Below are 23,480 nucleotides of genomic sequence, written 5' to 3' on the forward strand. Positions count from 1 at the left end.
AGTGGTGGGTGATGACGGGATCGAACCGCCGACATTCTGCTTGTAAGGCAGACGCTCTCCCAGCTGAGCTAATCACCCGTTTGCATCTCCGAGGCCGCGAAATTTACGCAGATAGCGAACCTAAGTCAATAGCAGGATTGAAGTTTTTCTAAAAAAGACGAAATTGCTTCATTCCCTGAAGAAAGCAACAACCCTGGAACCGCTATCGCGAGCAGGCTCACTCCTACAGGTTTGCGTCTTTGCTTCTTAGTCCGTGTAAATCATCTTCTTGGTCATGCCGCCATCGACGACGAATTCCTGCCCGGTAACAAAACCGGCATTCCTCGACAGCAACCACGCAACCATCGCCGCCACATCTTCAACCGTCCCTACCCTGCCCGCCGGATGCTGAGCATGATCGGTATCGGCCAGCGGCTCGGCACGACGCGCAGAAGGGTCACGCGCATCGATCCAGCCCGGGCTCACCGCATTCACACGAATCTCCGGCCCGAGGCTGATCGCCAGCGCATGCGTCAACGCCAGCAGGCCGCCCTTGCTCGCCGCGTACGCCTCGGAGTCGGCCTCCGACTGCCGCGCACGAGTCGAGGCCAGATTGACGATCGAACCGTTGTGCGCACGCAGATACGGCGCGCAGTGCTTGGCCAGCAACATCGGCCCACTGAGGTTCACCGCCAACACGCGATTCCAGTAAGCCAGATCGAGGCTTTCCAGGGTGATGTTGTGCGGGTCAGCGACCGCCGCGTTGCACACCAGCGCATCGAGACGACCAAACTGACCCAACACCTCAGCCACACCGAGCGCGACCTGACCTTCGTCCGCAACATCCATGGCAATGAACCAGGCACTTTCGCCCAGCACCTTCGCCACTTTCGAGCCGCGCGCACGATCCAGATCGGTCAGCACCACCTGCCAGCCTTCGCTGATCAGCCAGGCGGCGATGCCAAGGCCAATGCCGCGCGCGGCACCCGTGACCAGCGCAACGCGGCCATGGGCACCCGAGGTCGGAGTGGACAACTCGATCACAACGCCGCCAGACCGCGCGCCAGGTCGGCTTGCAGGTCGGCCACGTCTTCGAGCCCGACCGCGATGCGGATCAAGCTGTCACGGATACCCGCCGCTTCACGTTCCTGCGGCGCCAGGCGGCCGTGGGAAGTGGTGCTCGGGTGCGTGATGGTGGTTTTGCTGTCACCGAGGTTGGCAGTGATCGAAATCAGTCGGGTGGCATCGATAAAGCGCCAGGCGCCCTCTTTACCGCCCTTGACCTCAAAACTGACGACCGCACCAAAGCCCTTCTGCTGACGCTGGGCCAGCGCGTGCTGTGGATGGCTCTTGAGGCCGGCGTAATGCACCTTCTCGATGCCCTCCTGCTGCTCCAGCCATTCGGCCAGTTGCTGAGCGTTGGCGCAGTGCGCCTTCATCCGCAGGTTCAGGGTTTCGAGACCTTTGAGGAAGATCCACGCGTTGAACGGGCTCAGGGTTGGCCCGGCTGTACGCAGGAAGCCGACGACTTCTTTCATCTGCTCGCTGCGACCAGCCACCACGCCGCCCATGCAACGGCCCTGGCCGTCGATGAACTTGGTCGCCGAATGCACAACGATGTCCGCGCCCATTTTCAGCGGTTGTTGCAAAGCAGGTGTGCAGAAGCAGTTGTCGACAACCAGCATCGCGCCTTTGGCGTGAGCGATTTCTGCCAGCGCAGCGATATCGACGAGTTCAGCCAGAGGGTTGGACGGCGATTCGACGAAGAGCAATTTGGTGTTCGGCTTGATTGCCGCATCCCAGCCGGACAGGTCGGCCAGTGGCACGTAATCGACTTCGACGCCGAAACGCTTGAAGTATTTCTCGAACAGACTGATGGTCGAACCGAACACGCTGCGAGAGACCAGCACGTGGTCGCCAGCGCTGCACAGACTCATCACCACCGCCATGATCGCGGCCATGCCGGTCGCAGTCGCAACGGCCTGCTCGGCGCTTTCGAGCGCGGCAATGCGCTCTTCGAACGCACGAACGGTCGGGTTGGTGTAACGCGAGTAGACGTTGCCCGGCACTTCGCCAGCAAACCGCGCGGCCGCATCAGCAGCGGTACGGAACACGTAGCTGGAGGTGAAGAACATCGGATCACCGTGTTCACCTTCCGGCGTACGGTGCTGACCGGCACGTACGGCCAGGGTATCGAACGCTACGCCTTCAAGGTCGCTGTCCAGCCGACCGGCATCCCATTCCTGACTCATGCTGTCACTCCTTGCCCTGTTCTGAAATAGATACAAAACCGGCCCGGAGGCGTGATGCCTTTGCAGGCGCAGGACTTGCCCGAGAAAGGTCCTTCGGCAGCGCCAAAGTCTTCGCGGGCAAGCCTTGCTCCTACAGGCCGGTGGTTACTTAGTTGTTGTACAGATCGATGATCGCACTGACCGCCTGGGTCTTGATCTTCGAGGAGTCGTTACGCGCCTGTTCGATCTTGTTCAGGTAAGCCTCATCGACGTCGCCGGTGACGTACTTGCCGTCGAACACTGCGCAATCGAAGTTTTCGATCTTGATCTTGCCGCCACCGACCGCTTCGATCAAGTCAGGCAGGTCCTGGTAGATCAGCCAGTCGGCGCCGATCAGATCCGCCACGTCCTGAGTCGAACGGTTGTGGGCGATCAGTTCGTGAGCGCTCGGCATGTCGATGCCGTAAACGTTCGGGAAGCGCACCGCTGGAGCAGCCGAGCAGAAGTAGACGTTTTTCGCGCCGGCCTCACGGGCCATCTGGATGATCTGCTTGCAGGTGGTGCCGCGTACGATCGAGTCGTCAACCAGCATCACGTTCTTGCCGCGGAATTCCAGCTCGATAGCGTTGAGCTTCTGGCGAACCGACTTCTTGCGCGCGGCCTGGCCCGGCATGATGAAGGTACGGCCGATGTAACGGTTCTTGACGAAGCCTTCGCGGAATTTCACGCCCAGGTGGTTCGCCAGTTCCAGCGCTGCAGTGCGGCTGGTGTCCGGAATCGGGATGACCACGTCGATGTCGTGCTCTGGACGCTCGCGCAGGATCTTCTCGGCGAGCTTCTCACCCATGCGCAGACGGGCCTTGTAGACCGACACGCCGTCGATGATCGAGTCCGGACGCGCCAGATAGACGTGTTCGAAGATGCATGGGGTCAGGGACGGGTTGGTCGCGCACTGACGGGTATGCAGCTTGCCGTCTTCAGTGATGTAGACCGCTTCGCCTGGCGCCAGGTCGCGAATCAGGGTGAAGCCAAGCACGTCCAGCGAAACGCTTTCGGACGCGATCATGTACTCGACGCCTTCGTCGGTGTGACGCTGGCCGAACACGATCGGGCGGATGCCGTGCGGATCGCGGAAACCGACGATGCCGTAACCGGTCACCATGGCAACCACCGCGTAACCACCGACGCAACGGTTATGCACGTCGGTCACGGCAGCAAACACATCTTCTTCGGTCGGTTGCAGCTTGCCGCGCTGGGCCAGTTCGTGAGCGAACACGTTGAGCAGCACTTCCGAGTCGGAACTGGTGTTGACGTGACGCAGATCGGATTCGTAAATCTCTTTGGCCAACTGTTCAACGTTGGTCAGGTTACCGTTGTGCGCCAGGGTAATGCCGTAAGGCGAGTTGACGTAAAACGGTTGGGCTTCGGCCGAAGTCGAGCTGCCCGCGGTCGGGTAACGGACGTGACCGATACCCATGTGACCGACCAGACGCTGCATGTGACGCTGTTGAAACACGTCACGCACCAGGCCATTGTCCTTGCGCAGGAACAACCGGCCATCATGGCTGGTGACGATACCGGCAGCGTCCTGGCCGCGGTGCTGGAGCACGGTTAGCGCGTCATACAGCGCCTGATTGACGTTCGACTTACCGACGATACCGACGATGCCACACATGCGACGCAACCCCTACTTAATGGATCTGAACTGAACAACACTCACTGTGGCGTTTTCGCCGACGGCAAGAATTGCTCCTTGAACGGAATATCAGCGGGTACGCTGATTCCGCTGGCAAGCCACTGACTGCTCCACCCGAGGATCAGGTTTTTGGACCAGTCGGCGACCAATAGAAACTTTGGCACGAGCTGTGATTCTTTCCACCACCCGTCCTGCTGTACCGGCCCCAGGCTCAACAGCCCGACCGCCACGACCACCAGCAACACGCCACGCGCAGCGCCGAAGGCCATGCCGAGGAATCGATCGGTCCCGGACAACCCGGTGACGCGAACCAACTCGCCGATAAGATAATTGATCATTGCGCCCACGATCAGCGTGGCGACAAACATGATGGCACAGCCCGCGATCACGCGAGCCGATGGGGTTTCGATGTATCCGGCGAGGTACTCGGACAGTGAGCCACCGAACATCCAGGCAACCGCTCCTGCGATGATCCAGGTCACCAGCGATAATGCTTCCTTGACGAAGCCGCGGCTCAAACTGATCAAAGCGGAGATGGCGATGATTGCAACGATCGCCCAGTCAACCCAGGTAAATGGCACAGTGCAGCCTACAGACGGATAAGGCGGCGCATTTTAGCAGAGCGCATGCCTCTCGGTAAGCTGCGATTGTCAGCGCATTTCAATCGAGGTGATAGTTTTTAGCCGCGCTCAGGCTGGAAACGTACGACAAAACCCTTGAGGTTCTGTTGGCGACCCAGCAGATCACGCAGACGATCGGCTTCGGCGCGCTCGATCAGCGGGCCGACAAACACCCGATTCTTGCCATCGGCAGAACGAATGTAGGCGTTATAGCCTTGGCTGCGCAGGGTTTTCTGCAGGCTTTCGGCACTGGCGCGACTCGACAGACTGGCCAGTTGCACCGACCAGCTCACCGACAGGCCGTTGGCATCGATACGGCTTTGCGTGGTGTCAGGCTTGGTCGAAGCGGCAGTGATCGGCTGAGCAGGCGCAGGAATCGGCTTGGACACCGCTGGTGGCGCGGCGGGCTTGGCGATCAAGATCGGTGCAGTAGGTGCCGGCGCAACGGGTGCAGCAGGCGCAGTGTCTTCTGCGACCTCCTCATCCGTCGGCACAGGCTCTTGCGGCAAGGTTTGCGGCTCAGGCACCGCCACCGACTCCATTTGCACTTGCGGCACCACGGGCGCTTGCGGTGCGGCAGGCGCTTCGACAGTCACCTGACGCTGTTCATCCTGACGGGTAAACAGCATCGGCAGGAAAATCACCGCCAGAGCCACCAGCACCAACGCGCCAACCATGCGCTGCTTGTACGCTTTATCCAGCAAAGCCATTTGCCGCTTCCTCCGTGGAGCGCCGGGCCAACCATTCAAGGGCCTCGGCGACACAATAAAATGATCCGAACAACAGAATCTCGTCGTCAGTGGTCGCCACGGCGCACTGCCCTTCCAGCGCAGCGGCGACACTGTCGTAAGACGTGACGCCAGCGCCAAGGTTCTGCAGGGCTGCCTGCAACTCAACCGCCGGGCGTGAACGAGGCGAATCCAGCGGCGCCACCGCCCAATGCTCGACACTAGCACTCAATTCGCCGACAACACCATCCAGATCCTTGTCGGCCAGCAGACCGAACACCGCCAGGCGCTTGCCGACTGGTGGTCGCGAGGCCAGACGACGGGCCAGATACTCGGCGGCATGCGGATTGTGCCCCACATCCAGCAACACATTCAGGCGTTTGCCATTCCACTCGAACGAACGGCGATCAAGGCGTCCGACCACACGAGTGTCCTGCAACGCAGCAACGATTTGCCGGGGATCCCACGGCAAACCGAGCAACAGATAGGCCTGCAAGGCCAATGCGGCGTTCTCCATCGGCAGGTCGAGCAGCGGCAAGTCACGCAACTCGACAACCTGTCCCTGCGCATCGGTGCCGCGCCACTGCCAATGTTGATCGGTCATGCCGAGATCGAAATCACGTCCACGCAGGAAGAATGGACAGGCCAGCTCACGCGCCTTGTCGAGCAGCGGTTGCGGAGGGTTCAGATCGCCACACAGCGCAGGTTTGCCCCGGCGAAAGATCCCGGCCTTTTCAAAGGCCACGGATTCGCGGGTATTGCCCAGATAATCGGCGTGATCGACGCCAATGCTGGTGACCAAGGCGATATCGGCATCGACCACGTTGACCGTGTCCAGACGCCCGCCCAGCCCCACCTCAAGCACCACCGCATCAAGTCCGGCCTGTTGAAACAGCCAGAACGCCGCGAGGGTGCCCATTTCAAAGTAAGTCAGGGAAATGTCGCCGCGCCCGGCCTCGACCGCAGCAAAGGCTTCGCACAGTTGTGCATCAGTGGCTTCGACGCCATTGAGCTGCACCCGCTCGTTGTAACGCAGCAGATGCGGGGAATTGTAGACACCAACGCTCAGACCCTGCGCGCGCAGCAATGAAGCCACGAAAGCGCAGGTCGAACCCTTGCCGTTGGTGCCGGTGACCGTGATCACCCGAGGCGCCGGCTGGCCTAGCCCCATGCGGGACGCTACCTGTTGCGAACGCTCCAGCCCCATGTCGATGGCCGAAGGATGCAACTGTTCAAGGTAGGCGAGCCACTCGCCAAGGGTGCGCTCGGTCATAGGCCAGCAGGTACCGGTGGAACCACGATCGGTTCGATCGGTGCAGCGACGAATTTCGGCGTCGGCTTGCCAGTCATCTGTGCCAGCAGGTTACCCAGACGTGGGCGCAATTCCTGACGGTGAACGATCATGTCAATCGCGCCGTGTTCCAGCAGGAACTCGCTGCGCTGGAAGCCTTCCGGCAGTTTTTCACGCACGGTCTGCTCGATAACGCGCGGACCAGCGAAGCCGATCAGGGCTTTCGGCTCGCCGACGATCACGTCGCCGAGCATCGCCAGGCTGGCGGAAACACCACCATACACCGGGTCAGTCAGTACCGAGATGAACGGAATGCCTTCTTCACGCAAACGCGCCAGAACAGCCGAGGTCTTGGCCATCTGCATCAGCGAGATCAGCGCTTCCTGCATGCGCGCACCACCGGAGGCGGCGAAGCAGATCATCGGGCAGCGATTTTCCAGCGCGTAGTTGGCGGCGCGGACAAAACGCTCACCGACGATAGCGCCCATGGAACCGCCCATGAAGCTGAATTCGAATGCCGAAACCACTACCGGCATGCCCAGCAGGGTGCCGCTGACGGAGATCAGCGCGTCTTTTTCGCCGGTCTGCTTCTGTGCAGCGGTCAGGCGATCCTTGTACTTCTTGCCGTCGCGGAATTTCAGACGGTCAACCGGCTCCAGATCAGCACCCAGTTCATTGCGACCTTCAGCATCGAGGAAGATGTCGATGCGCGCACGTGCGCCGATGCGCATGTGGTGGTTGCACTTGGGGCAAACATCCAGGGTCTTTTCCAGCTCCGGACGATACAGCACAGCCTCGCAGGACGGGCATTTGTGCCACAGACCTTCAGGCACCGAGCTCTTCTTGACCTCCGAGCGCATGATCGAAGGGATCAGTTTGTCTACTAACCAGTTGCTCATGCTTTCTTTCTCCAGTACCGGCGGCCCGAACGCTCTGGTTCGCAGCCCCGCGTATGCCCTTCAGCTAAATTCATGTGTGTGGCGATGATCGGTGAACAGCCACGGTCAGCGCGAAACATGACCTGCGTGCCCTCCACAAACCCTCAGCCGCGCCTGCTTTGTGCAAGTGCATTGATGGACGGCGGCAGACTGCCAGCCGTCACATCAATATCGGAACCGGTGCCTAAACGCCTTTTACGGCGTTGATGAACGCGTGGATCCTGGCGTGATCCTTGATGCCCTTGCTTGCCTCTACCCCGCCGCTGACGTCTACGGCATACGGCTTTACTCGAACCACTGCGTCGGCGACGTTCTCCGGCGTCAGGCCGCCCGCCAGAATCAACGGCTTGCTCAACGCTTGCGGAATCAAAGACCAGTCAAACGCCTCTCCGGTTCCGCCAGGCACGCCTTCGACATAAGTGTCGAGCAGCACGCCGCTAGCGCTCGGGTAGGCATCCACGGCGGCAGCGATGTCATCACCAGCCTTGACCCGCAACGCCTTGATGTACGGACGATGCCAGCCTTCGCACGCCTCAGCGGTTTCATCACCATGGAACTGCAACAGGTCCAGCGGCACGGCATCGAGGATTTCCCCCAACTCGCAGCGGCTGGCGTTGACGAACAGGCCCACGGTGGTCACAAACGGTGGCAATGCCTTGATGATCGCCCTCGCCTGCTGCACGGTTACCGCTCGCGGGCTCTTGGCGTAGAACACGAAGCCGATCGCATCGGCCCCGGCCTCGACAGCGGCCAACGCATCTTCTATGCGGGTAATCCCGCAGATCTTGCTGCGAACGGCTGACATGTCGAGAAAAACTCCAAGGCAAATCCGGGAAAGTCCCGGATGGTAACAAAAGCGTTCGAGGGCGTCAGCCGTCAAGTTCCGAGAAACCCGTAAGGAAATGTGGCCCGATAAAACGCTCGGGCAACGGGAATTCGTCGTGGTACTCGACCTGCACCAAATACAGACCATAAGGATGCGCGGTCACACCTCCGGAACGGCGCTCGCGACTTTCCAGCACTTCCTTCATCCACTCAACCGGCCGCTCGCCCGCACCGATGGTCATCAAGACGCCAGCGATGTTGCGCACCATGTGATGCAGGAAGGCATTGGCGCGAATGTCGAGCACGATCATCTTGCCGTGACGGGTGACACGCAAGTGGTGCATCTTCTTGATCGGCGATTTGGCCTGGCACTGACCGGCGCGGAAGGCACTGAAATCATGGGTGCCGATCAGATGCTGCGCGGCCTCGGCCATGCGTTCGACATCCAGCGGGCGGTGGTTCCAGGTGATTTCCTGGTTGAGATGCGCCGGCCGGATCTGATCGTTGTAGATCACGTAGCGATAACGCCGGGCGATGGCTTTGAACCGCGCATGAAAATGCGCCGGCATCACCCGCGCCCAACTGACGCTGATGTCATGGGGCAAATTGATGTTGGCGCCCATGACCCAGGCCTTCAGCGAGCGATCGACCTGAGTGTCGAAATGCACCACTTGCCCACAGGCATGCACGCCAGCGTCGGTACGCCCGGCGCACTGCAAGGACACCGGCGAATTGGCGACTTTCGACAAAGCTTTTTCGAGCTCTTCCTGCACCGTCGCTACACCGGTCAGTTGACGCTGCCAACCGCTGTAGCGCGAACCTTTGTACTCAACGCCCAGCGCTACGCGGTAAAAGCCGTCAGGGGCCAGTTCGGCGACCGGGTTATCTATGTTTGCCAAGGTGGGACAGCCTGCTGTTTTTGCAAAGGCGGGCATTATAAGGCTGTCGACCGGGGATGCCAGTTTCAAGAGCAAAAGATCGCAGCCTTCGGCATCTCCTACAGGGGAACGCAATCTCATGCACGAGATGCCGAAGGCTGCGATCTTTTAATCTGGAAAACCCAGAAACAAAAACGGCAGCCTCAATGGGCTGCCGTTTTCGCTTACCGCTGGACTGACTACAAGCTCGAGAGCATATCCTTGGCTTCCCCACGCTGCTTCTCGTCACCCTCGGTCAACACTTCGTTGAGGATGTCGCGCGCGCCGTCACTGTCGCCCATGTCGATATAGGCCTGAGCCAGATCGAGTTTGGTCGCCGCTTCGTCGGTGCCGGCGAGGAAGTCGAAATCATCTTCGCCCAAATCACCGCCCACCGCCGCATCGGCTTCGGTGAAGGTCGGCTCGGCAATGCTTTGCGACAGACGATCCAGCTCGGCGTTGACGTCGTCCAGCTCGGCCGCAAATGCATCAGGCTCGGCCGCCGGGTTGCTGTCCATTTCGTCGGCCAGCGACAGATCGAAATCGGCCGGCAGCTCCAGATCGTCCTGCGGCACGCTAGCCACGACCGGCGGTTCGACGGGAGCGAGGTCTTTCACGCCCTCATCCAGGTCGAGCATGAAATCATCGTCCGCCAGATCAACGGCCGGTGCCGGCTCGGCGCCGAGATCCAGATCCAGGTCGAAGTCCGACAGGTCGTCGAGGTTTTCCTTGATCTCGGTCTGCTGTTGCAGCACCGATTCAAAGCTCAAATCGTCGTCGGCCGGGAACTCGTCCAACTCCAATGGTGCGTCCAGCTCAGCAGGCGCTTCAGGCTCAACCACGGGCGCAGGTTCTACCGGCGTAATGTTGTCGAGATCGTCCAGGCTCAGGTCAAACGCGCTGTCGAGACCATCGTCCACTGGCGTCGGCGCTTCAGGCTCAACCACCGGTGCAGGCTCTACCGGCGTGATGTTGTCCAGGTCGTCCAGGCTCAGGTCAAACGCGCTGTCCAGGTCATCTTCCACTGGTGCCGGCGCAGGTGCTTCAGGCTCGTCCAGCAGCAGATCCTTGACGTATTGCGCGTCCAGCTCGGCAGCCACGGCCGCAGCGGCCAGACCACCGGCAGCAGCAACGGCAACGGCCATGGCCGGGAAGCGGCTCTTCAGCTCTTCAACCTTGGCAAAGTTGTCGCCATTGGCCACCAACTGACGCTCCTGACCGACGAACGCATCACGATCGCCCTGCTGACCGTAGACTTCCATCAGCTTCAGACGCAGATCACTGCGCTGTGGCTCAAGGCTCACGCCTTCTTCCAGCAGCGCGGCGGCCTGATTCAAGCGGCCGGCGTTGATGTGCGACTGCGCCTTGTCGAGTACGTCGTCAGAACGCTCTGCGGCCGGAGCCACCAGCGGTGCAGCAATCGGCTCGGCCATTACAATCGGCGCAACCACTGGCGCCACTGCAGGTGCAGGCGACGGAGTGTTGAGCTTGACGCTCGCCGCCGGCGTTTCCAGACCTTCGAAGCTGCTTTCCGGCAGATCCTGTTCAGCAGAGAACTCTTGCTCTTCAGACAGGGCACGCGCCATGCGCAGATGTTTTTCAGCTTCCTGCTGCGCTTTGCGGCGACGGGCCAGCAACAGCAACAGAAGCAGCAGAACAACGGCACCGCCGCCCACCAGACCCAGCAGAATCGGATTGGTCAGCAATTCGTTGAAGGTTTTTTCGTCGTCAACAACCGGCTTCGGCTCCACAACGGGCTCGACAACCGGTGTCTCAGCCGGCGGCGCAATAGCCGATTCCGGCGTAGGAGACGCAGCAGCCTCTGCCGGTGTGGCTGGCGGGGTGGCGGCGAGTTCCGCGGTGATTGCTGGAACCGCAGCACCGGAGGCATTTGCAGCGGGTGCAGCACCCGAGCCTTCTGCCTGCAGTTTCGCCAGTTGATTGTTCTTCAGCTCGATCAGCTTTTGCAGCTTGTCCAACTGGCTTTGCAGATCGGACATGCGGCTTTTCAGTTCCTCATTGTCACGACGGGTCGTGTCGAGGCTTTCCTGAGTGACCGCCAGTTTGTTGCTCAACGCCTTGGCGTCGCCTGCCGGGCCCTTGCCGCGCGCCTTGGCGCTTTCGGCAGACACCAGGCTCAAGTTGTCCTGGGCGTTTGGCGCTGCACCGGTATTGGCGCGACCACGGTTGGTCGCGTCGAGCTGCTGCTGGCCAGTGCCAGGCTTGGCGACATAGCGACGACCCTGACGCCAGGCTTCGTTCTGCGCCGCGACTTCGGCAATCGCCTTCGTCTGCGGTAGCGCGGTGCTTTGCACGGCATCCGGCAGACGCAGCACCTGACCGGTTTTCAGCCGATTGATGTTGCCACCGATGAACGCATCCGGGTTCAGCGCCTGAATGGCCAGCATGGTCTGCTGCACGGAACCGCCAGTACGCGCCTTCGCGGCGATTTCCCACAGGGTGTCGCGCGGCGTGGTGGTGTACTGCGTTGGGTGCGTGGCGCCAGTGGTCGGCGCGGCGATGGTCTGTGACGGTGCCGGTTGCGCGGCGGCGTCGGCAGTCTGCGGCGAGAACTTCGACGGATCCAGCAGCACGCTGTAATCGCGCAGCAAGCGACCGTTCGGCCACATCACCTGCACAAGAAATTTCACCATCGGTTCTGACAGCGGCTTGCTCGAGGTCACACGCAGCACGCTTTTGCCGCTGGCGTTGAGTACCGGGGTGAAGGTCAGATCGTTGAGAAAGGCCTGGCGATCAACACCGGCCTTGGCAAAATCTTCAGGTGAAGCCAGGCTTGGCACCACTTCGGCAGCGGTGAGATCCTTGACGTCGAGCAGCTCGATTTCAGCCACCAGCGGCTGGTTCAGGGTCGACTTCAGGGTCAGCTCCCCGAGCCCGAGGGCATGCGCCATACCGGAGGACAGCGCCGAGGCGGCCGCTATTGCTAACACCAGTTTGCGAACTTGAACCATAGCCTCATCCTTTGTTTGAACGTTCCTCGGCCAGCGAGAAGATGTTGAATACCGCTGCCGTAAGGCATTGCGCGCGACGACGACAGATGTCGCGCGCGATCATTTCTTTGATGCCCCGGAAAGTCCCGGAGGGTGACACGTTATCAAGCGGTTCGGGCAAGCATAGCGCTCACCTAGAATCAGTCGACAAATTGTTGCCAAGTATCTTTTACAGCAGGTCTTTTATCAACAATTCAGCCACCTGCACAGCGTTTAGCGCCGCCCCTTTGCGTACGTTATCTGACGTCAGCCACAGATTAAGTTCCGCCGGGTCGTCGACACCGCTGCGCACGCGACCGACATAGACAACATCCTGCCCTACCGCGTCACCGACGGCAGTCGGGTAATCACCGGCTTCGACCAGCTCGATACCCGGCGCTTCTTCGAGTGCGGCGTTGATCTTTTTCAGGTCGACAGCCTTCGTTGACTGCAAGGTCACGCTAAAGCTATCGCCAAAAAACACTGGGGCTTGAACGCAAGTTGCCGAAATCTTTAATAAAGGTTGCGCGAGCACCTGACGCAACTCGCGCACCAGACGTTTTTCCAGCAGCGTGTGACCCTGCGCGTCCGGTGTGCCGACTTGCGCCAACAGGTTAAAGGCCATTTGGCGGTCGAAGAACGTCGGCTCCAGCGGGCGCATGTTCAGCAGCTCGGCGGTCTGCCGTGCGAGTTCGGTAACGGCTTCACGACCCTGGGCGGAAACGGCCAGATTGGCGGTGACATTGACATATTGCAGATCAAGCAGATCGAGCAGCGGCGCCAGCACTACGGCGAGCGAAGTGGCTGACGGGCTCGGGCTGCTGACCTGGAACGGCGCTTTCAGGCTGGCGAGCACTTCGGCGTTGGCCTCCGGCACGATTTGCGGCGCCTGATCGGCCGGCAAGGCGCCGGACAAGTCGATCAGCGAGCAACCGGCGGCATGGGCGCGCGCGGCGTAGCTCAGGGTGATGGCCGGACCTGCGGCGAAGAACACCAGTTTGACCTTGCTGAAATCGAACTCGTCGACTTCACGCACACGCACGTTCTTGTTGCGAAAAAGTACCGAACTGCCAGCGGATTCGCTGCTGGCGAGCAGATGCAAATTCGCCACCGGGAAGTTGCGCTCTTCGAGAATCTGCACAAGGGTTTCGCCGACAGTACCGGTGGCGCCGATTACGGCAATATCAAGGGTCTGGGTCATGGTGCGAGCCTCTGGCGAAACGGGGGGAGCGGCACTTTACCGGGTGACTGGCGCACAGGCAATTTCTGCCGGGATTTGCAGTGTCTGTTCTGGCCTCATCGCTGGCAAGCCAGCTCCCACAGGTTTCTGTGGTGCCTATAAATTTATGCACAACACCACCCACTGTGGGAGCTGGCTTGCCAGCGATGAGGCCTGTACAGGCACCCGAGAAACTCCGGGCATAAAAAAAACCCGCACCTTTCACAAGGTACGGGTTCTTTCATTGCTTCAAGCGATCAACGCTCCAGCAAGATCCGCAGCATGCGACGCAGCGGCTCGGCCGCGCCCCACAGCAGTTGGTCACCCACGGTGAACGCACCGAGGAACTGCGAGCCCATGTTCAGCTTGCGCAAACGGCCCACCGGCACGTTCAGGGTGCCGGTAACCTTGGTCGGGCTCAGCTCCTGCATGCTGATATCGCGGTTGTTCGGCACCAGTTTGACCCAAGGGTTGTGCTGGCTGATCAGCCCTTCGATGTCGGCGATCGGCACGTCTTTGTTCAGCTTGATGGTCAGTGCCTGGCTGTGGCAACGCATAGCACCGATGCGCACGCAGATGCCGTCGACCGGGATCGGGCTCTTGAAGCGACCGAGGATCTTGTTGGTCTCGGCCTGAGCTTTCCACTCTTCACGGCTCTGGCCGTTCGGCAGTTCTTTGTCGATCCACGGGATCAGGCTGCCCGCCAGCGGTACGCCGAAGTTTTCGGTCGGGTACGCTTCGCTGCGCATGGCATCAGCAACGCGACGGTCGATGTCGAGGATCGCGCTGGCCGGGTCGGCCAGTTGATCGGCGACAGCGGCGTGGGTCGCGCCCATTTGCTTGATCAGTTCACGCATGTTCTGCGCGCCGGCACCGGAAGCCGCCTGATAGGTCATGGCACTCATCCACTCGACCAGACCAGCCTCGAACAGACCACCCAGGCCCATCAGCATCAGGCTGACGGTGCAGTTGCCGCCGATGTAGTTCTTGGTGCCCGCGTCGAGCTGTTGGTCGATGACCTTGCGGTTGACCGGATCCAGAATAATGACTGCATCATCGTTCATGCGCAGGCTGGACGCCGCGTCGATCCAGTAACCCTGCCAGCCGGCTTCGCGCAGCTTCGGGAACACTTCGCTGGTGTAGTCGCCACCCTGGCAGGTCAGAATCACGTCTAGGGTCTTCAGCTCATCAATGCTGTAAGCATCCTTGAGCGGAGCAATGTCCTTGCCCACGGACGGGCCTTGGCCACCGACATTGGACGTGGTGAAAAACACCGGCTCGATTAGATCGAAATCCTGCTCTTCCAGCATCCGCTGCATGAGCACGGAACCGACCATCCCGCGCCAACCGATCAGACCTACACGTTTCATCGCAACTACACCTTCTTGAAAAGTGGGCCGCTGCTTTGTATTGAATTTCGCAGCGGGCCCGAGAGATTACAGATTCCGCAGCGCGGCGACTACTGCGTCGCCCATTTCCTGCGTACCGATTTTGGTGCAACCGGCCGAATGGATGTCGCCGGTGCGCAGCCCCTGGTCGAGCACAACGCTGACGGCTTTTTCGATGGCATCGGCGGCATCGTGCAGATTGAAGCTATAACGCAGCATCATCGATACCGACAGAATGGTCGCCAACGGGTTGGCAATGCCTTTGCCGGCAATGTCCGGCGCCGAACCGTGGCAAGGCTCGTACATGCCCTTGTTGTTGGAGTCCAGCGAAGCCGACGGCAGCATGCCGATGGAACCGGTGAGCATCGACGCTTCATCAGAAAGGATGTCGCCGAACAGGTTGTCGGTCACGATCACGTCGAACTGCTTCGGTGCGCGCACCAGTTGCATCGCGGCGTTGTCGACGTACATGTGGCTCAGTTCGACCTGAGGGTAATCCTTGGCCACTTCTTCGACGATTTCACGCCACAGCTGGCTGGAGGCGAGCACGTTGGCCTTGTCCACCGAGCAGAGCTTTTTGCCACGCACCATGGCCATGTCGAAACCGACGCGGGCGATGCGGCGGATTTCGCTTTCGCTGTACGGCAGGGTGTCGTAGGACTGACGCTCGCCGTTTTCCAGGGTACGCGTGCCGCGTGGTGCGCCGAAGTAGATGCCGCCGGTCAGCTCACGGACGATCAGGATGTCCAGACCGGCAACGATTTCCGGCTTCAGGCTGGAGGCGTCAGCCAATTGCGGGTACAGAATCGCCGGACGCAGGTTGCCGAACAGACCCAGTTGCGCACGGATTTTCAGCAGACCGCGCTCAGGGCGGATGTCACGCTCGATGGTGTCCCATTTCGGGCCACCGACAGCGCCCAGCAGCACCGCATCGGCAGCGCGGGCACGGTCGAGGGTTTCGTCGGCCAGCGGCACACCGTGCTTGTCGATGGCGGCGCCACCGATCACGTCATGGCTCAGCTCGAAGCCCAGGCTGTATTTGTCGTTGGCCAGCTCCAGCACCTTGACCGCTTCGGCCATGATTTCCGGACCAATACCGTCACCTGGGAGAATCAGTATCTGCTTGCTCATGCTTTCCTCGTGTCTTCAGTCGGTGCGCCACTCAGTGCGCGCCCGGAAAAATTCTTATCGCTCAGCCATCAGTACGATTACATCTGTACTGAACGAGCCGTCGCCATCAATCTCAAAATATTCGCGCACTTCGTTGCCCATCGATTGCTGCAACTGACGAATCGCTGCTCGCATCACTTCAGGCGTACGCATGCGCTCGACCCAACTGCTGTATTCCAGGCGCAGGCGCTGCCGCGTGGTGCTGCGAACATGCAAACCAGCCTCGCTGACCTGACGCAACCACTCACCGGCGGAATAATCGCGCACATGGCTGGTGTCGCGCAGTACTTCAACGCTTTGCAGGTAAGTGTCGAACAACGGACTGCCCGGTGACAACACGTCAACGAACGCTGCCACGCCACCCGGTTTCAACACCCGGCGCACTTCGCGCAGAGCCACACCGAGATCGCTCCAGTGATGCGCCGAATAACGGCTGAACACGAAGTCGAACTCGCCATCGGCAAACGGCAGACGCTCGGCGGCGCCGTTGACGGTGGAAATGTTGCTGAAGCCGCGATCTACAGCGGCAGCAGCGACCACGTCGAGCATTTGCTGCGACAGGTCGTAGGCGACCACTTCCCTGACCAGCGGTGCGACATGAAAACTGACGTGACCGGCGCCGCAACCCAGGTCCAGCACGCGAGCTTCGCCCTGCCCGGCCAGTTCGGCTTGTAGCAGCGCGAATTCGGTGCCTTGAGCGTGAACGGCGCTGCTCAGGTAGGCGGCGGCCTGTTCACCGAATTGCTTTTGGACGACCTGAGTATGTTGGGCGGTGCTGGTCATGGGATCTTTCCTTGAATCTTATGGTGCTTGTTCCGGCCTCATCGCTGGCAAGCCAGCTCCCACAAGGATCTTCAGTGAACACACATTTCGCGGACACCAGAGAAACCTGTGGGAGCTGGCTTGCCAGCGATGAGGCCAGCCCTGACTACATCAACTCCAAATCCTTGCTTATGCGTCGCGGAACAACCACGGCTGGCTCACGCGGTGCTTGGCCTCGAACGTCGCAATCGCATCGCCGTCCTGCAAGGTCAAACCGATGTCGTCCAGACCGTTCAACAGGCAATGTTTGCGGAACGCGTCGATTTCAAAGCTATAAACCTTGCCATCGGGACGGGTCACCGTCTGCGCCTGCAAATCGACCTGCAATTGATAACCCGGCTCGGCCTCAACCTGCTTAAACAATTCATCGACTTCAGCGTCGCTGAGGATGATTGGCAGCAAGCCGTTCTTGAAGCTGTTGTTGAAGAAGATGTCGGCGTAGCTCGGCGCGATGATGCTGCGGAAACCGTATTCTTCCAGCGCCCACGGCGCGTGTTCACGGCTGGAGCCGCAACCGAAGTTCTCGCGGGCCAGCAACACGCTGGCGCCTTGATAACGCTCGGCGTTGAGGACAAAGTCCTTGTTCAACGGGCGCTTGGAGTTGTCCTGATACGGCTGACCGACATCGAGGTAACGCCACTCGTCGAACAGGTTCGGGCCGAAACCGGTGCGTTTGATCGACTTCAAAAACTGTTTCGGAATGATTTGGTCGGTGTCGACGTTGGCACGATCCAAAGGCGCGACAAGACCAGTGTGCTGGGTAAAAGCTTTCATGCTGCGCTCCTTAGATCAATTCACGGACGTCGATGAAACGACCGTTCACCGCTGCCGCAGCAGCCATGGCCGGGCTGACGAGGTGGGTACGACCACCGGCGCCCTGACGGCCTTCGAAGTTACGGTTGGAGGTCGAGGCGCAATGCTCGCCGGACTCCAAACGGTCCGGGTTCATCGCCAGGCACATCGAGCAACCCGGCTCACGCCATTCAAAACCGGCTTCAAGGAAAATCTTGTCCAGACCTTCGGCTTCAGCCTGGGCCTTCACCAGACCCGAGCCCGGCACGACGATCGCCTGCTTGATGGTCGAAGCGACTTTACGGCCCTTGGCGATCACCGCCGCAGCGCGCAAGTCTTCGATCCGCGAGTTGGTGCAGGAACCGATGAACACGCGATCAAGCTGAATGTCGGTGATTGCCTGATTGGCGGTCAAACCCATGTATTTCAAGGCGCGAACGATCGAGTCGCGCTTGACCAGATCCATCTCTTTGGCCGGATCCGGCACGTTCTGATCAACCGCCAACACCATCTCGGGCGAAGTGCCCCAGCTGACTTGCGGCTTGATCTGCGCAGCGTCGAGCTCAACCACGGTGTCGAACTTGGCATCCGCGTCGGACACCAGGTCTTTCCAGGCTTCGACGGCCATGTCCCATTCCGCGCCTTTCGGGGCGAACGGACGACCCTTCACATAGTCGACAGTCTTCTGATCCGCAGCCACCAAGCCAACACGTGCGCCGGCTTCGATGGACATGTTGCAGATGGTCATGCGGCCTTCAACGGACAAGTCGCGGATCGCGCTGCCGGCGAATTCGATGGCATGGCCGTTACCGCCGGCAGTGCCGATCTTGCCGATCACCGCGAGGACGATGTCCTTGGCGGTCACGCCGAACGGCAATTGCCCTTCAACGCGCACCAGCATGTTTTTCATTTTCTTGGCGACCAGGCACTGCGTGGCGAGCACGTGCTCAACCTCAGAGGTGCCGATACCGTGAGCCAGAGCACCGAAGGCGCCGTGGGTCGAAGTGTGCGAGTCGCCGCAGACCACGGTCATGCCCGGCAAGGTCGCGCCCTGCTCCGGGCTGATGACGTGGACGATGCCTTGGCGGACGTCATTCATCTTGAACTCGACGATGCCGTACTCATCACAGTTGTCATCGAGGGTCTGAACCTGCAAACGCGAAACCTGGTCGGCAATCGCTTCGATGCCGCCCTTGCGCTCTGGCGTGGTCGGTACGTTGTGATCCGGGGTCGCGATATTGGCATCGATGCGCCATGGCTTGCGCCCGGCCAGACGCAGGCCTTCGAAGGCTTGCGGCGAGGTCACTTCGTGGATGATGTGACGATCGATGTAGATCAGCGCAGAGCCATCGTCGCGCTGCTTGACCAAATGCGAATCCCAGAGCTTGTCGTAGAGCGTTTTGCCGGCCATCAGACGGTTCCTCATCAGCTTGTTTCTATGCCCTGGGCTTATCAATAACCCTTTGGCTTGTGAGGCCGATCCTATGGGGTTAGATTAAATAACTCAAATTCATATTTTTTATGCTTTGGATAACCAACTGGAATACGAACATGGATCTGGCCAACCTCAATGCTTTTATCGCGATTGCCGAGACGGGGAGTTTCTCCGGCGCTGGCGAACGGCTGCACCTGACGCAACCGGCGATCAGCAAACGCATCGCCGGCCTGGAGCAGCAATTGAAGGTGCGCCTGTTTGATCGGCTGGGCCGCGAAGTCGGCCTGACTGAGGCCGGCCGTGCCCTGCTGCCACGGGCCTATCAGATTCTCAACGTGCTCGACGACACGCGCCGCGCCCTGACCAATCTGAGCGGCGAGGTCAGCGGTCGCCTGACGCTGGCCACCAGTCACCACATCGGCCTGCACCGTTTGCCCCCCTTATTAAGGGAGTTCACCCGCCGCTACCCACAAGTCGCGCTGGATATTCAGTTCCTCGATTCGGAAGTGGCCTACGAAGAAATTCTCCACGGTCGCGCTGAACTGGCGGTCATCACCCTCGCGCCGGAGCCTCACGCGTTGGTCAAAGCTACGCCGGTGTGGGACGACCCGCTGGATTTTGTGGTCGCCCCTGAGCATTCGCTGATCAACAACGGTGCCGTCAGTCTGGCGGACATTGCCGGTCATCCGGCAGTTTTCCCCGGCGGCAACACTTTTACACACCATATTGTGCAGCGCTTGTTCGAGGCCCAGGGCCTGACACCTAACATCGCCATGAGCACCAACTACCTGGAAACCATCAAGATGATGGTCTCCATCGGCCTGGCCTGGAGCGTGTTGCCGCGCACCATGCTCGACGATCAAGTGGCGAGCATCGCTTTGCCGGGCATACAACTGCGACGCCAGCTAGGCTATATCCTGCACACCGAACGGACGCTATCGAATGCGGCAAGAGCCTTTATGGCCTTGCTGGACGCACAGATCGATCTGCCAGGGACTTAAGGCCAACTTGTGCTACTCCTAAAGAGCCGCTGTCCCTGTGCCTAACGCCACCATCAGCTCAAGGCCTGTCCACAATGCCGAAATCTGTTGACCGAATTCCGCCGATGCCGCGTATTCAGGCGATTGACCCGCGTCATTCCGAGCAGAGCTGGGAGAGCGCGCCGCAATTGCTCGCCGCGCTCAACGGCGCGCGGCTCGGCGCCTGGTACTGGGACATCGAGCGCGGGCAGATCAGTTGGTCGCGCGGCACCCAGGCCTTGTTCGGCTTCGATCCACGGCAGCCGTTGCCGGCGGACCTCGAATACCTTGATCTGCTGCCCCCGGAAGACCGCGCCAAGACCGTTCGGGCCTTCCACGCGGTGATTGCCGGTGCGCCGCTGGAACAGGCGATGCACCACCGCATCCGCTGGCCCGACGGCAGCCTGCACTGGCTGGAGATCAGTGGCAGCTTGTTGCCGGATAAAAACGGCCGCCCCCGAATGATCGGGGTGATTCGCGAAATCACCCACCAGCGCCAACGCGAACAAGCCCTGAGCAGTTCAGAGAAACGTTTCGCCACACTGTTTCATCTGTGTCCGAATATGGTTCTGCTGACCCGCCAGGAAGACGGCCTGATCAGCGAGGCCAATCAATATTTCGAAAGCCTGTTCGGCTGGCCGGTGCAAAGCGCCATTGGCCGCACCACGCTGGAGCTGGGCCTGTGGGTGCACCCCGAGCAACGTGCCGAACTGGTCAGGAAAACCAAGGCCAAGGGCGAACTGATCAGCATGGAAGTGCAGTTTCGCGCGAGCAACGGCCAGATTCACGACGGTATTCTCAGCGCCCAAAAGGTTGAACTCGAAGGCCAGCCGTACTTGTTGAGCACCTTCCTCGACACCACCGAACGCAAAGTCGCCGAACATGCATTAAAGGACAGCCAGGAACGTCTCGACCTGGCGCTGGATTCGGCGCAACTGGGCACTTGGGACTGGCACATTCCCAGCGGCATGCTCTACGGCTCGGCACGGGCCGCGCAATTGCACGGCCTGGACGCGAAACCCTTCCATGAATCATTCGATGCGTTTTTTGAAGGGGTGCCCGGCGAGGAACGCGACAGCATGCGCGACGCCTATCGCAGCCTGCGCGAAGGCCCGGCAGGCAATTACCAACTGACTTATCGCGTGCAACTGCCGGACGGTAGCTCACGCTATCTGGAAAGCCGCGCCCGCCTCTATCGTGACGACAACGGCGCGCCACTGCGCATGGCCGGTACGTTGCTGGACATTACCGACCAGGTTGAGCGCGAACAGCGCCTGGTCGCGTCGGAAGAGAAGTTCGCCACGCTGTTCCAGGTCAGCCCCGACCCGATCTGCGTAACGCGCCAGGACAGCGGCGAATTTATCGAGATCAACTCGAGTTTCAGCCAGACCTTCGGCTGGAGCGCTGCTGACGTGATTGGCCACACCGCCGAAGAAATCGGCCTGTGGGATGCCTCGGCAAAAAGCCTGCAACGCATCGAACGGGTAATCCGCGAACAAGGCCTGAGCAATGTCGCAATCATCGTTCAGCACAAGGACGGTCAATCGCTGACCTGCGTGATTTCCAGCCGGCAGATCAGCGTCGGCGATCAAGCGTGCATCGTCACCACCCTGCGCGACATCACCCAGCAGCAACGCTCGGAAGCGGCACTCAAGGCCAGCGAAGAGAAATTCGCCAAGGCGTTTCACTCCAGTCCCGATGCGATCACCATCACCGAGCGCGACACAGGGCGCTATCTGGAGGTCAACGACGGTTTCTGTCGCCTCACCGGCTATCGCGCCGACGAAGTGGTTGGCAAAACCGTGTATCAGGTGGGCATCTGGGCTGAGGAAAAACAGCGTTCGGCGTTGTTGGCCGAGTTGCAGATAAAGGGCCGCGTGCACCATCAGGAAATGCTCGGGCGCAACAAGCGCGGGGAATTGCTGACCGTAGAGGTCTCGATCGAACCGATCACCCTGAATGAAACCGCGTGCCTGCTACTCACCGCTCGCGATGTCAGCCTGCTGAAAAACGCCGAAGCACAGATCCGTCATCTGGCTTACCACGATCCGCTGACCAATCTGCCCAATCGTGCCCTGCTGATGGATCGCTTGAGTCAGCAGATCGCCTTGCTCAAACGCCACAATCTGCGCGGCGCTTTGTTGTTTCTCGATCTGGATCACTTCAAGCACATCAACGACTCTCTCGGCCATCCGGTTGGCGATACGGTGCTGAAGATTATCACCGCACGACTCGAAGCCAGCGTGCGCATGGAGGACACGGTCGCGCGCCTGGGTGGCGACGAGTTCGTCGTGCTGCTCAGCGGCCTCGAAGGGTCGCGCAACGAAGTCAGTCTGCAAGTGCGCAATCTGGCCGACACCCTTCGCGAACTGTTGTCGGAGCCGATGTTCCTCGACGGCCAGCGCCTGCAAGTAACGCCGAGCATCGGCGTGGCGCTGATTCCTGATCACGGCTCGACCCCGACCGACCTGCTCAAACGTGCCGACATTGCCCTCTACCGCGCCAAGGATTCCGGGCGCAACACCACGACGATGTACCACAACACCATGCAGAAGGCGGCCAGCGAACGGCTGCGCATGGAGACCGACTTGCGCCTGGCGCTGTCGCGCGGTGAGTTCAACGTGCATTTCCAGCCGCAGATCGATGCCCGCGACAACCGCATCATCGGCGCCGAAGCCTTGGTGCGCTGGAATCACCCGGAACTCGGCGCGCAATCACCCACCGAGTTCATCAAAGTGCTGGAGGACAGCGGGTTGATTCTCGAAGTCGGCACGTGGATCCTCGACGAAGCCTGCGATGCCTTCAAACAACTGATCGCCGAACACCTGATCGACCCGCTCAATTTCAGCCTCTGCGTGAACATCAGCCCGCGACAGTTCCGCCAGAACGACTTTGTCGAACGCATCGAACACAGCATGGTCAGCCACGGGCTGCCCTGCTCGCTGCTGAAACTGGAAATCACCGAAGGCATCGTCATCCAGAATCTGGAAGACACCATCAGCAAAATGCGTCGCCTGAAAAAGCTAGGCGTAAGCTTTGCCATGGACGATTTCGGCACCGGTTATTCGTCGCTGACTTACCTCAAGCGCCTGCCGGTCGACACCCTGAAAATCGATCAGTCGTTTATCCGCGACGCCACCACCGACCCGAACGATGCGGAAATCATCCGTGCCATCGTGGCCATGGCCCGCAGCCTGGCGCTGGAGGTGATCGCCGAAGGCGTGGAAACTTCAGAGCAACTGGCATTCCTGCAAGGTCTGGGCTGCCATTTGTATCAAGGCTACTGGCACAGCCGACCACTACCGCTGGAGGATCTGAAAAAGCTCCTGCCCTGATATTCGCCGCTGCGCAGCTTGCAACAGAGCGGCAATTGCCACGGTTTGCGCCAACCTGTAGGGTCGCTTTTTTTGCGCCGTTTCG

18 protein-coding genes and 1 tRNA gene are annotated in these 23,480 nt (G+C 60.2%); 2 read left to right on the forward strand and 17 right to left on the reverse strand.

Going from position 1 to position 23,480, the window contains the following annotated elements:
• Positions 1-2: 2 nt before the first annotated feature.
• The 17 genes from JFT81_RS09830 to leuC all read right to left on the reverse strand — a co-directional run bounded on the left by JFT81_RS09830 (position 3) and on the right by leuC (position 19,017).
• Positions 3-78, reverse strand: a tRNA-Val gene (locus tag JFT81_RS09830).
• Positions 79-246: 168 nt separating this feature from the next.
• A complete protein-coding gene (locus JFT81_RS09835; RefSeq protein ID WP_201227158.1) occupies positions 247-1,023 on the reverse strand; it encodes an SDR family oxidoreductase in 777 nt (258 codons plus the stop codon).
• Positions 1,020-2,231 (reverse strand): O-succinylhomoserine sulfhydrylase, encoded by a 1,212-nt coding sequence (locus tag JFT81_RS09840; RefSeq protein WP_201227159.1) that lies wholly within the window; start codon positions 2,229-2,231, stop codon positions 1,020-1,022. Before JFT81_RS09840 ends, JFT81_RS09835 begins: the two co-directional genes overlap by 4 nt.
• Before the next feature lie 148 nt (positions 2,232-2,379).
• Positions 2,380-3,885 carry an amidophosphoribosyltransferase gene (gene purF / locus JFT81_RS09845; RefSeq protein WP_007913462.1) on the reverse strand — a complete coding sequence of 502 codons (1,506 nt, stop codon included), beginning with the start codon at positions 3,883-3,885 and terminating at the stop codon, positions 2,380-2,382.
• Positions 3,886-3,926: 41 nt separating this feature from the next.
• On the reverse strand, positions 3,927-4,487 hold the full coding sequence (locus tag JFT81_RS09850; RefSeq protein ID WP_201147085.1) for a CvpA family protein: 561 nt from the start codon (positions 4,485-4,487) through the stop codon (positions 3,927-3,929).
• Positions 4,488-4,585: 98 nt separating this feature from the next.
• Positions 4,586-5,236 carry an SPOR domain-containing protein gene (locus tag JFT81_RS09855; RefSeq protein ID WP_201227160.1) on the reverse strand — a complete coding sequence of 217 codons (651 nt, stop codon included), beginning with the start codon at positions 5,234-5,236 and terminating at the stop codon, positions 4,586-4,588.
• Entirely contained in the window at positions 5,220-6,527 is a 1,308-nt protein-coding gene (gene folC / locus JFT81_RS09860) for a bifunctional tetrahydrofolate synthase/dihydrofolate synthase (protein ID WP_201227161.1), read from the reverse strand. Before folC ends, JFT81_RS09855 begins: the two co-directional genes overlap by 17 nt.
• Positions 6,524-7,444 (reverse strand): acetyl-CoA carboxylase, carboxyltransferase subunit beta, encoded by a 921-nt coding sequence (gene accD / locus JFT81_RS09865; protein WP_201147088.1) that lies wholly within the window; start codon positions 7,442-7,444, stop codon positions 6,524-6,526. The genes folC and accD overlap by 4 nt, the downstream gene beginning before the upstream one ends.
• Before the next feature lie 223 nt (positions 7,445-7,667).
• Positions 7,668-8,288 (reverse strand): phosphoribosylanthranilate isomerase, encoded by a 621-nt coding sequence (locus JFT81_RS09870; protein WP_201227162.1) that lies wholly within the window; start codon positions 8,286-8,288, stop codon positions 7,668-7,670.
• 64 nt (positions 8,289-8,352) lie between these two features.
• A complete protein-coding gene (gene truA, locus JFT81_RS09875) occupies positions 8,353-9,177 on the reverse strand; it encodes a tRNA pseudouridine(38-40) synthase TruA (protein WP_242485610.1) in 825 nt (274 codons plus the stop codon).
• 248 nt (positions 9,178-9,425) lie between these two features.
• A complete protein-coding gene (locus JFT81_RS09880; RefSeq protein WP_201227164.1) occupies positions 9,426-12,197 on the reverse strand; it encodes a FimV family protein in 2,772 nt (923 codons plus the stop codon).
• 208 nt (positions 12,198-12,405) lie between these two features.
• On the reverse strand, positions 12,406-13,416 hold the full coding sequence (locus JFT81_RS09885; RefSeq protein WP_201227165.1) for an aspartate-semialdehyde dehydrogenase: 1,011 nt from the start codon (positions 13,414-13,416) through the stop codon (positions 12,406-12,408).
• A 275-nt stretch (positions 13,417-13,691) separates the two neighbouring features.
• Entirely contained in the window at positions 13,692-14,804 is a 1,113-nt protein-coding gene (gene asd, locus JFT81_RS09890; protein WP_008083209.1) for an aspartate-semialdehyde dehydrogenase, read from the reverse strand.
• 66 nt (positions 14,805-14,870) lie between these two features.
• Entirely contained in the window at positions 14,871-15,953 is a 1,083-nt protein-coding gene (leuB, locus tag JFT81_RS09895; RefSeq protein ID WP_201227166.1) for a 3-isopropylmalate dehydrogenase, read from the reverse strand.
• Positions 15,954-16,007: 54 nt separating this feature from the next.
• Complete coding sequence (locus JFT81_RS09900) at positions 16,008-16,775, reverse strand: class I SAM-dependent methyltransferase (protein ID WP_201227167.1); 768 nt, start codon at positions 16,773-16,775, stop codon at positions 16,008-16,010.
• Positions 16,776-16,943: 168 nt separating this feature from the next.
• Positions 16,944-17,588, reverse strand: coding sequence for a 3-isopropylmalate dehydratase small subunit (gene leuD, locus JFT81_RS09905; protein ID WP_007913445.1), 645 nt, complete (start codon positions 17,586-17,588; stop codon positions 16,944-16,946).
• A 10-nt stretch (positions 17,589-17,598) separates the two neighbouring features.
• Entirely contained in the window at positions 17,599-19,017 is a 1,419-nt protein-coding gene (leuC, locus tag JFT81_RS09910; RefSeq protein ID WP_016984527.1) for a 3-isopropylmalate dehydratase large subunit, read from the reverse strand.
• Between the two features lie 140 nt (positions 19,018-19,157).
• Here leuC and JFT81_RS09915 point away from each other — a divergent pair, with 140 nt between their 5' ends.
• Together JFT81_RS09915 and JFT81_RS09920 are read left to right on the forward strand one after the other, a co-directional pair.
• Positions 19,158-20,042: a LysR family transcriptional regulator gene (locus JFT81_RS09915; RefSeq protein ID WP_201227168.1), complete on the forward strand. Its 885-nt coding sequence runs from the start codon at positions 19,158-19,160 to the stop codon at positions 20,040-20,042.
• A gap of 74 nt (positions 20,043-20,116) precedes the next feature.
• On the forward strand, positions 20,117-23,395 hold the full coding sequence (locus tag JFT81_RS09920; protein WP_201227169.1) for a PAS domain S-box protein: 3,279 nt from the start codon (positions 20,117-20,119) through the stop codon (positions 23,393-23,395).
• Positions 23,396-23,480 lie beyond the last annotated feature (85 nt).

Source organism: Pseudomonas sp. TH43 (genome assembly GCF_016650635.1).
GTDB lineage: Bacteria > Pseudomonadota > Gammaproteobacteria > Pseudomonadales > Pseudomonadaceae > Aquipseudomonas.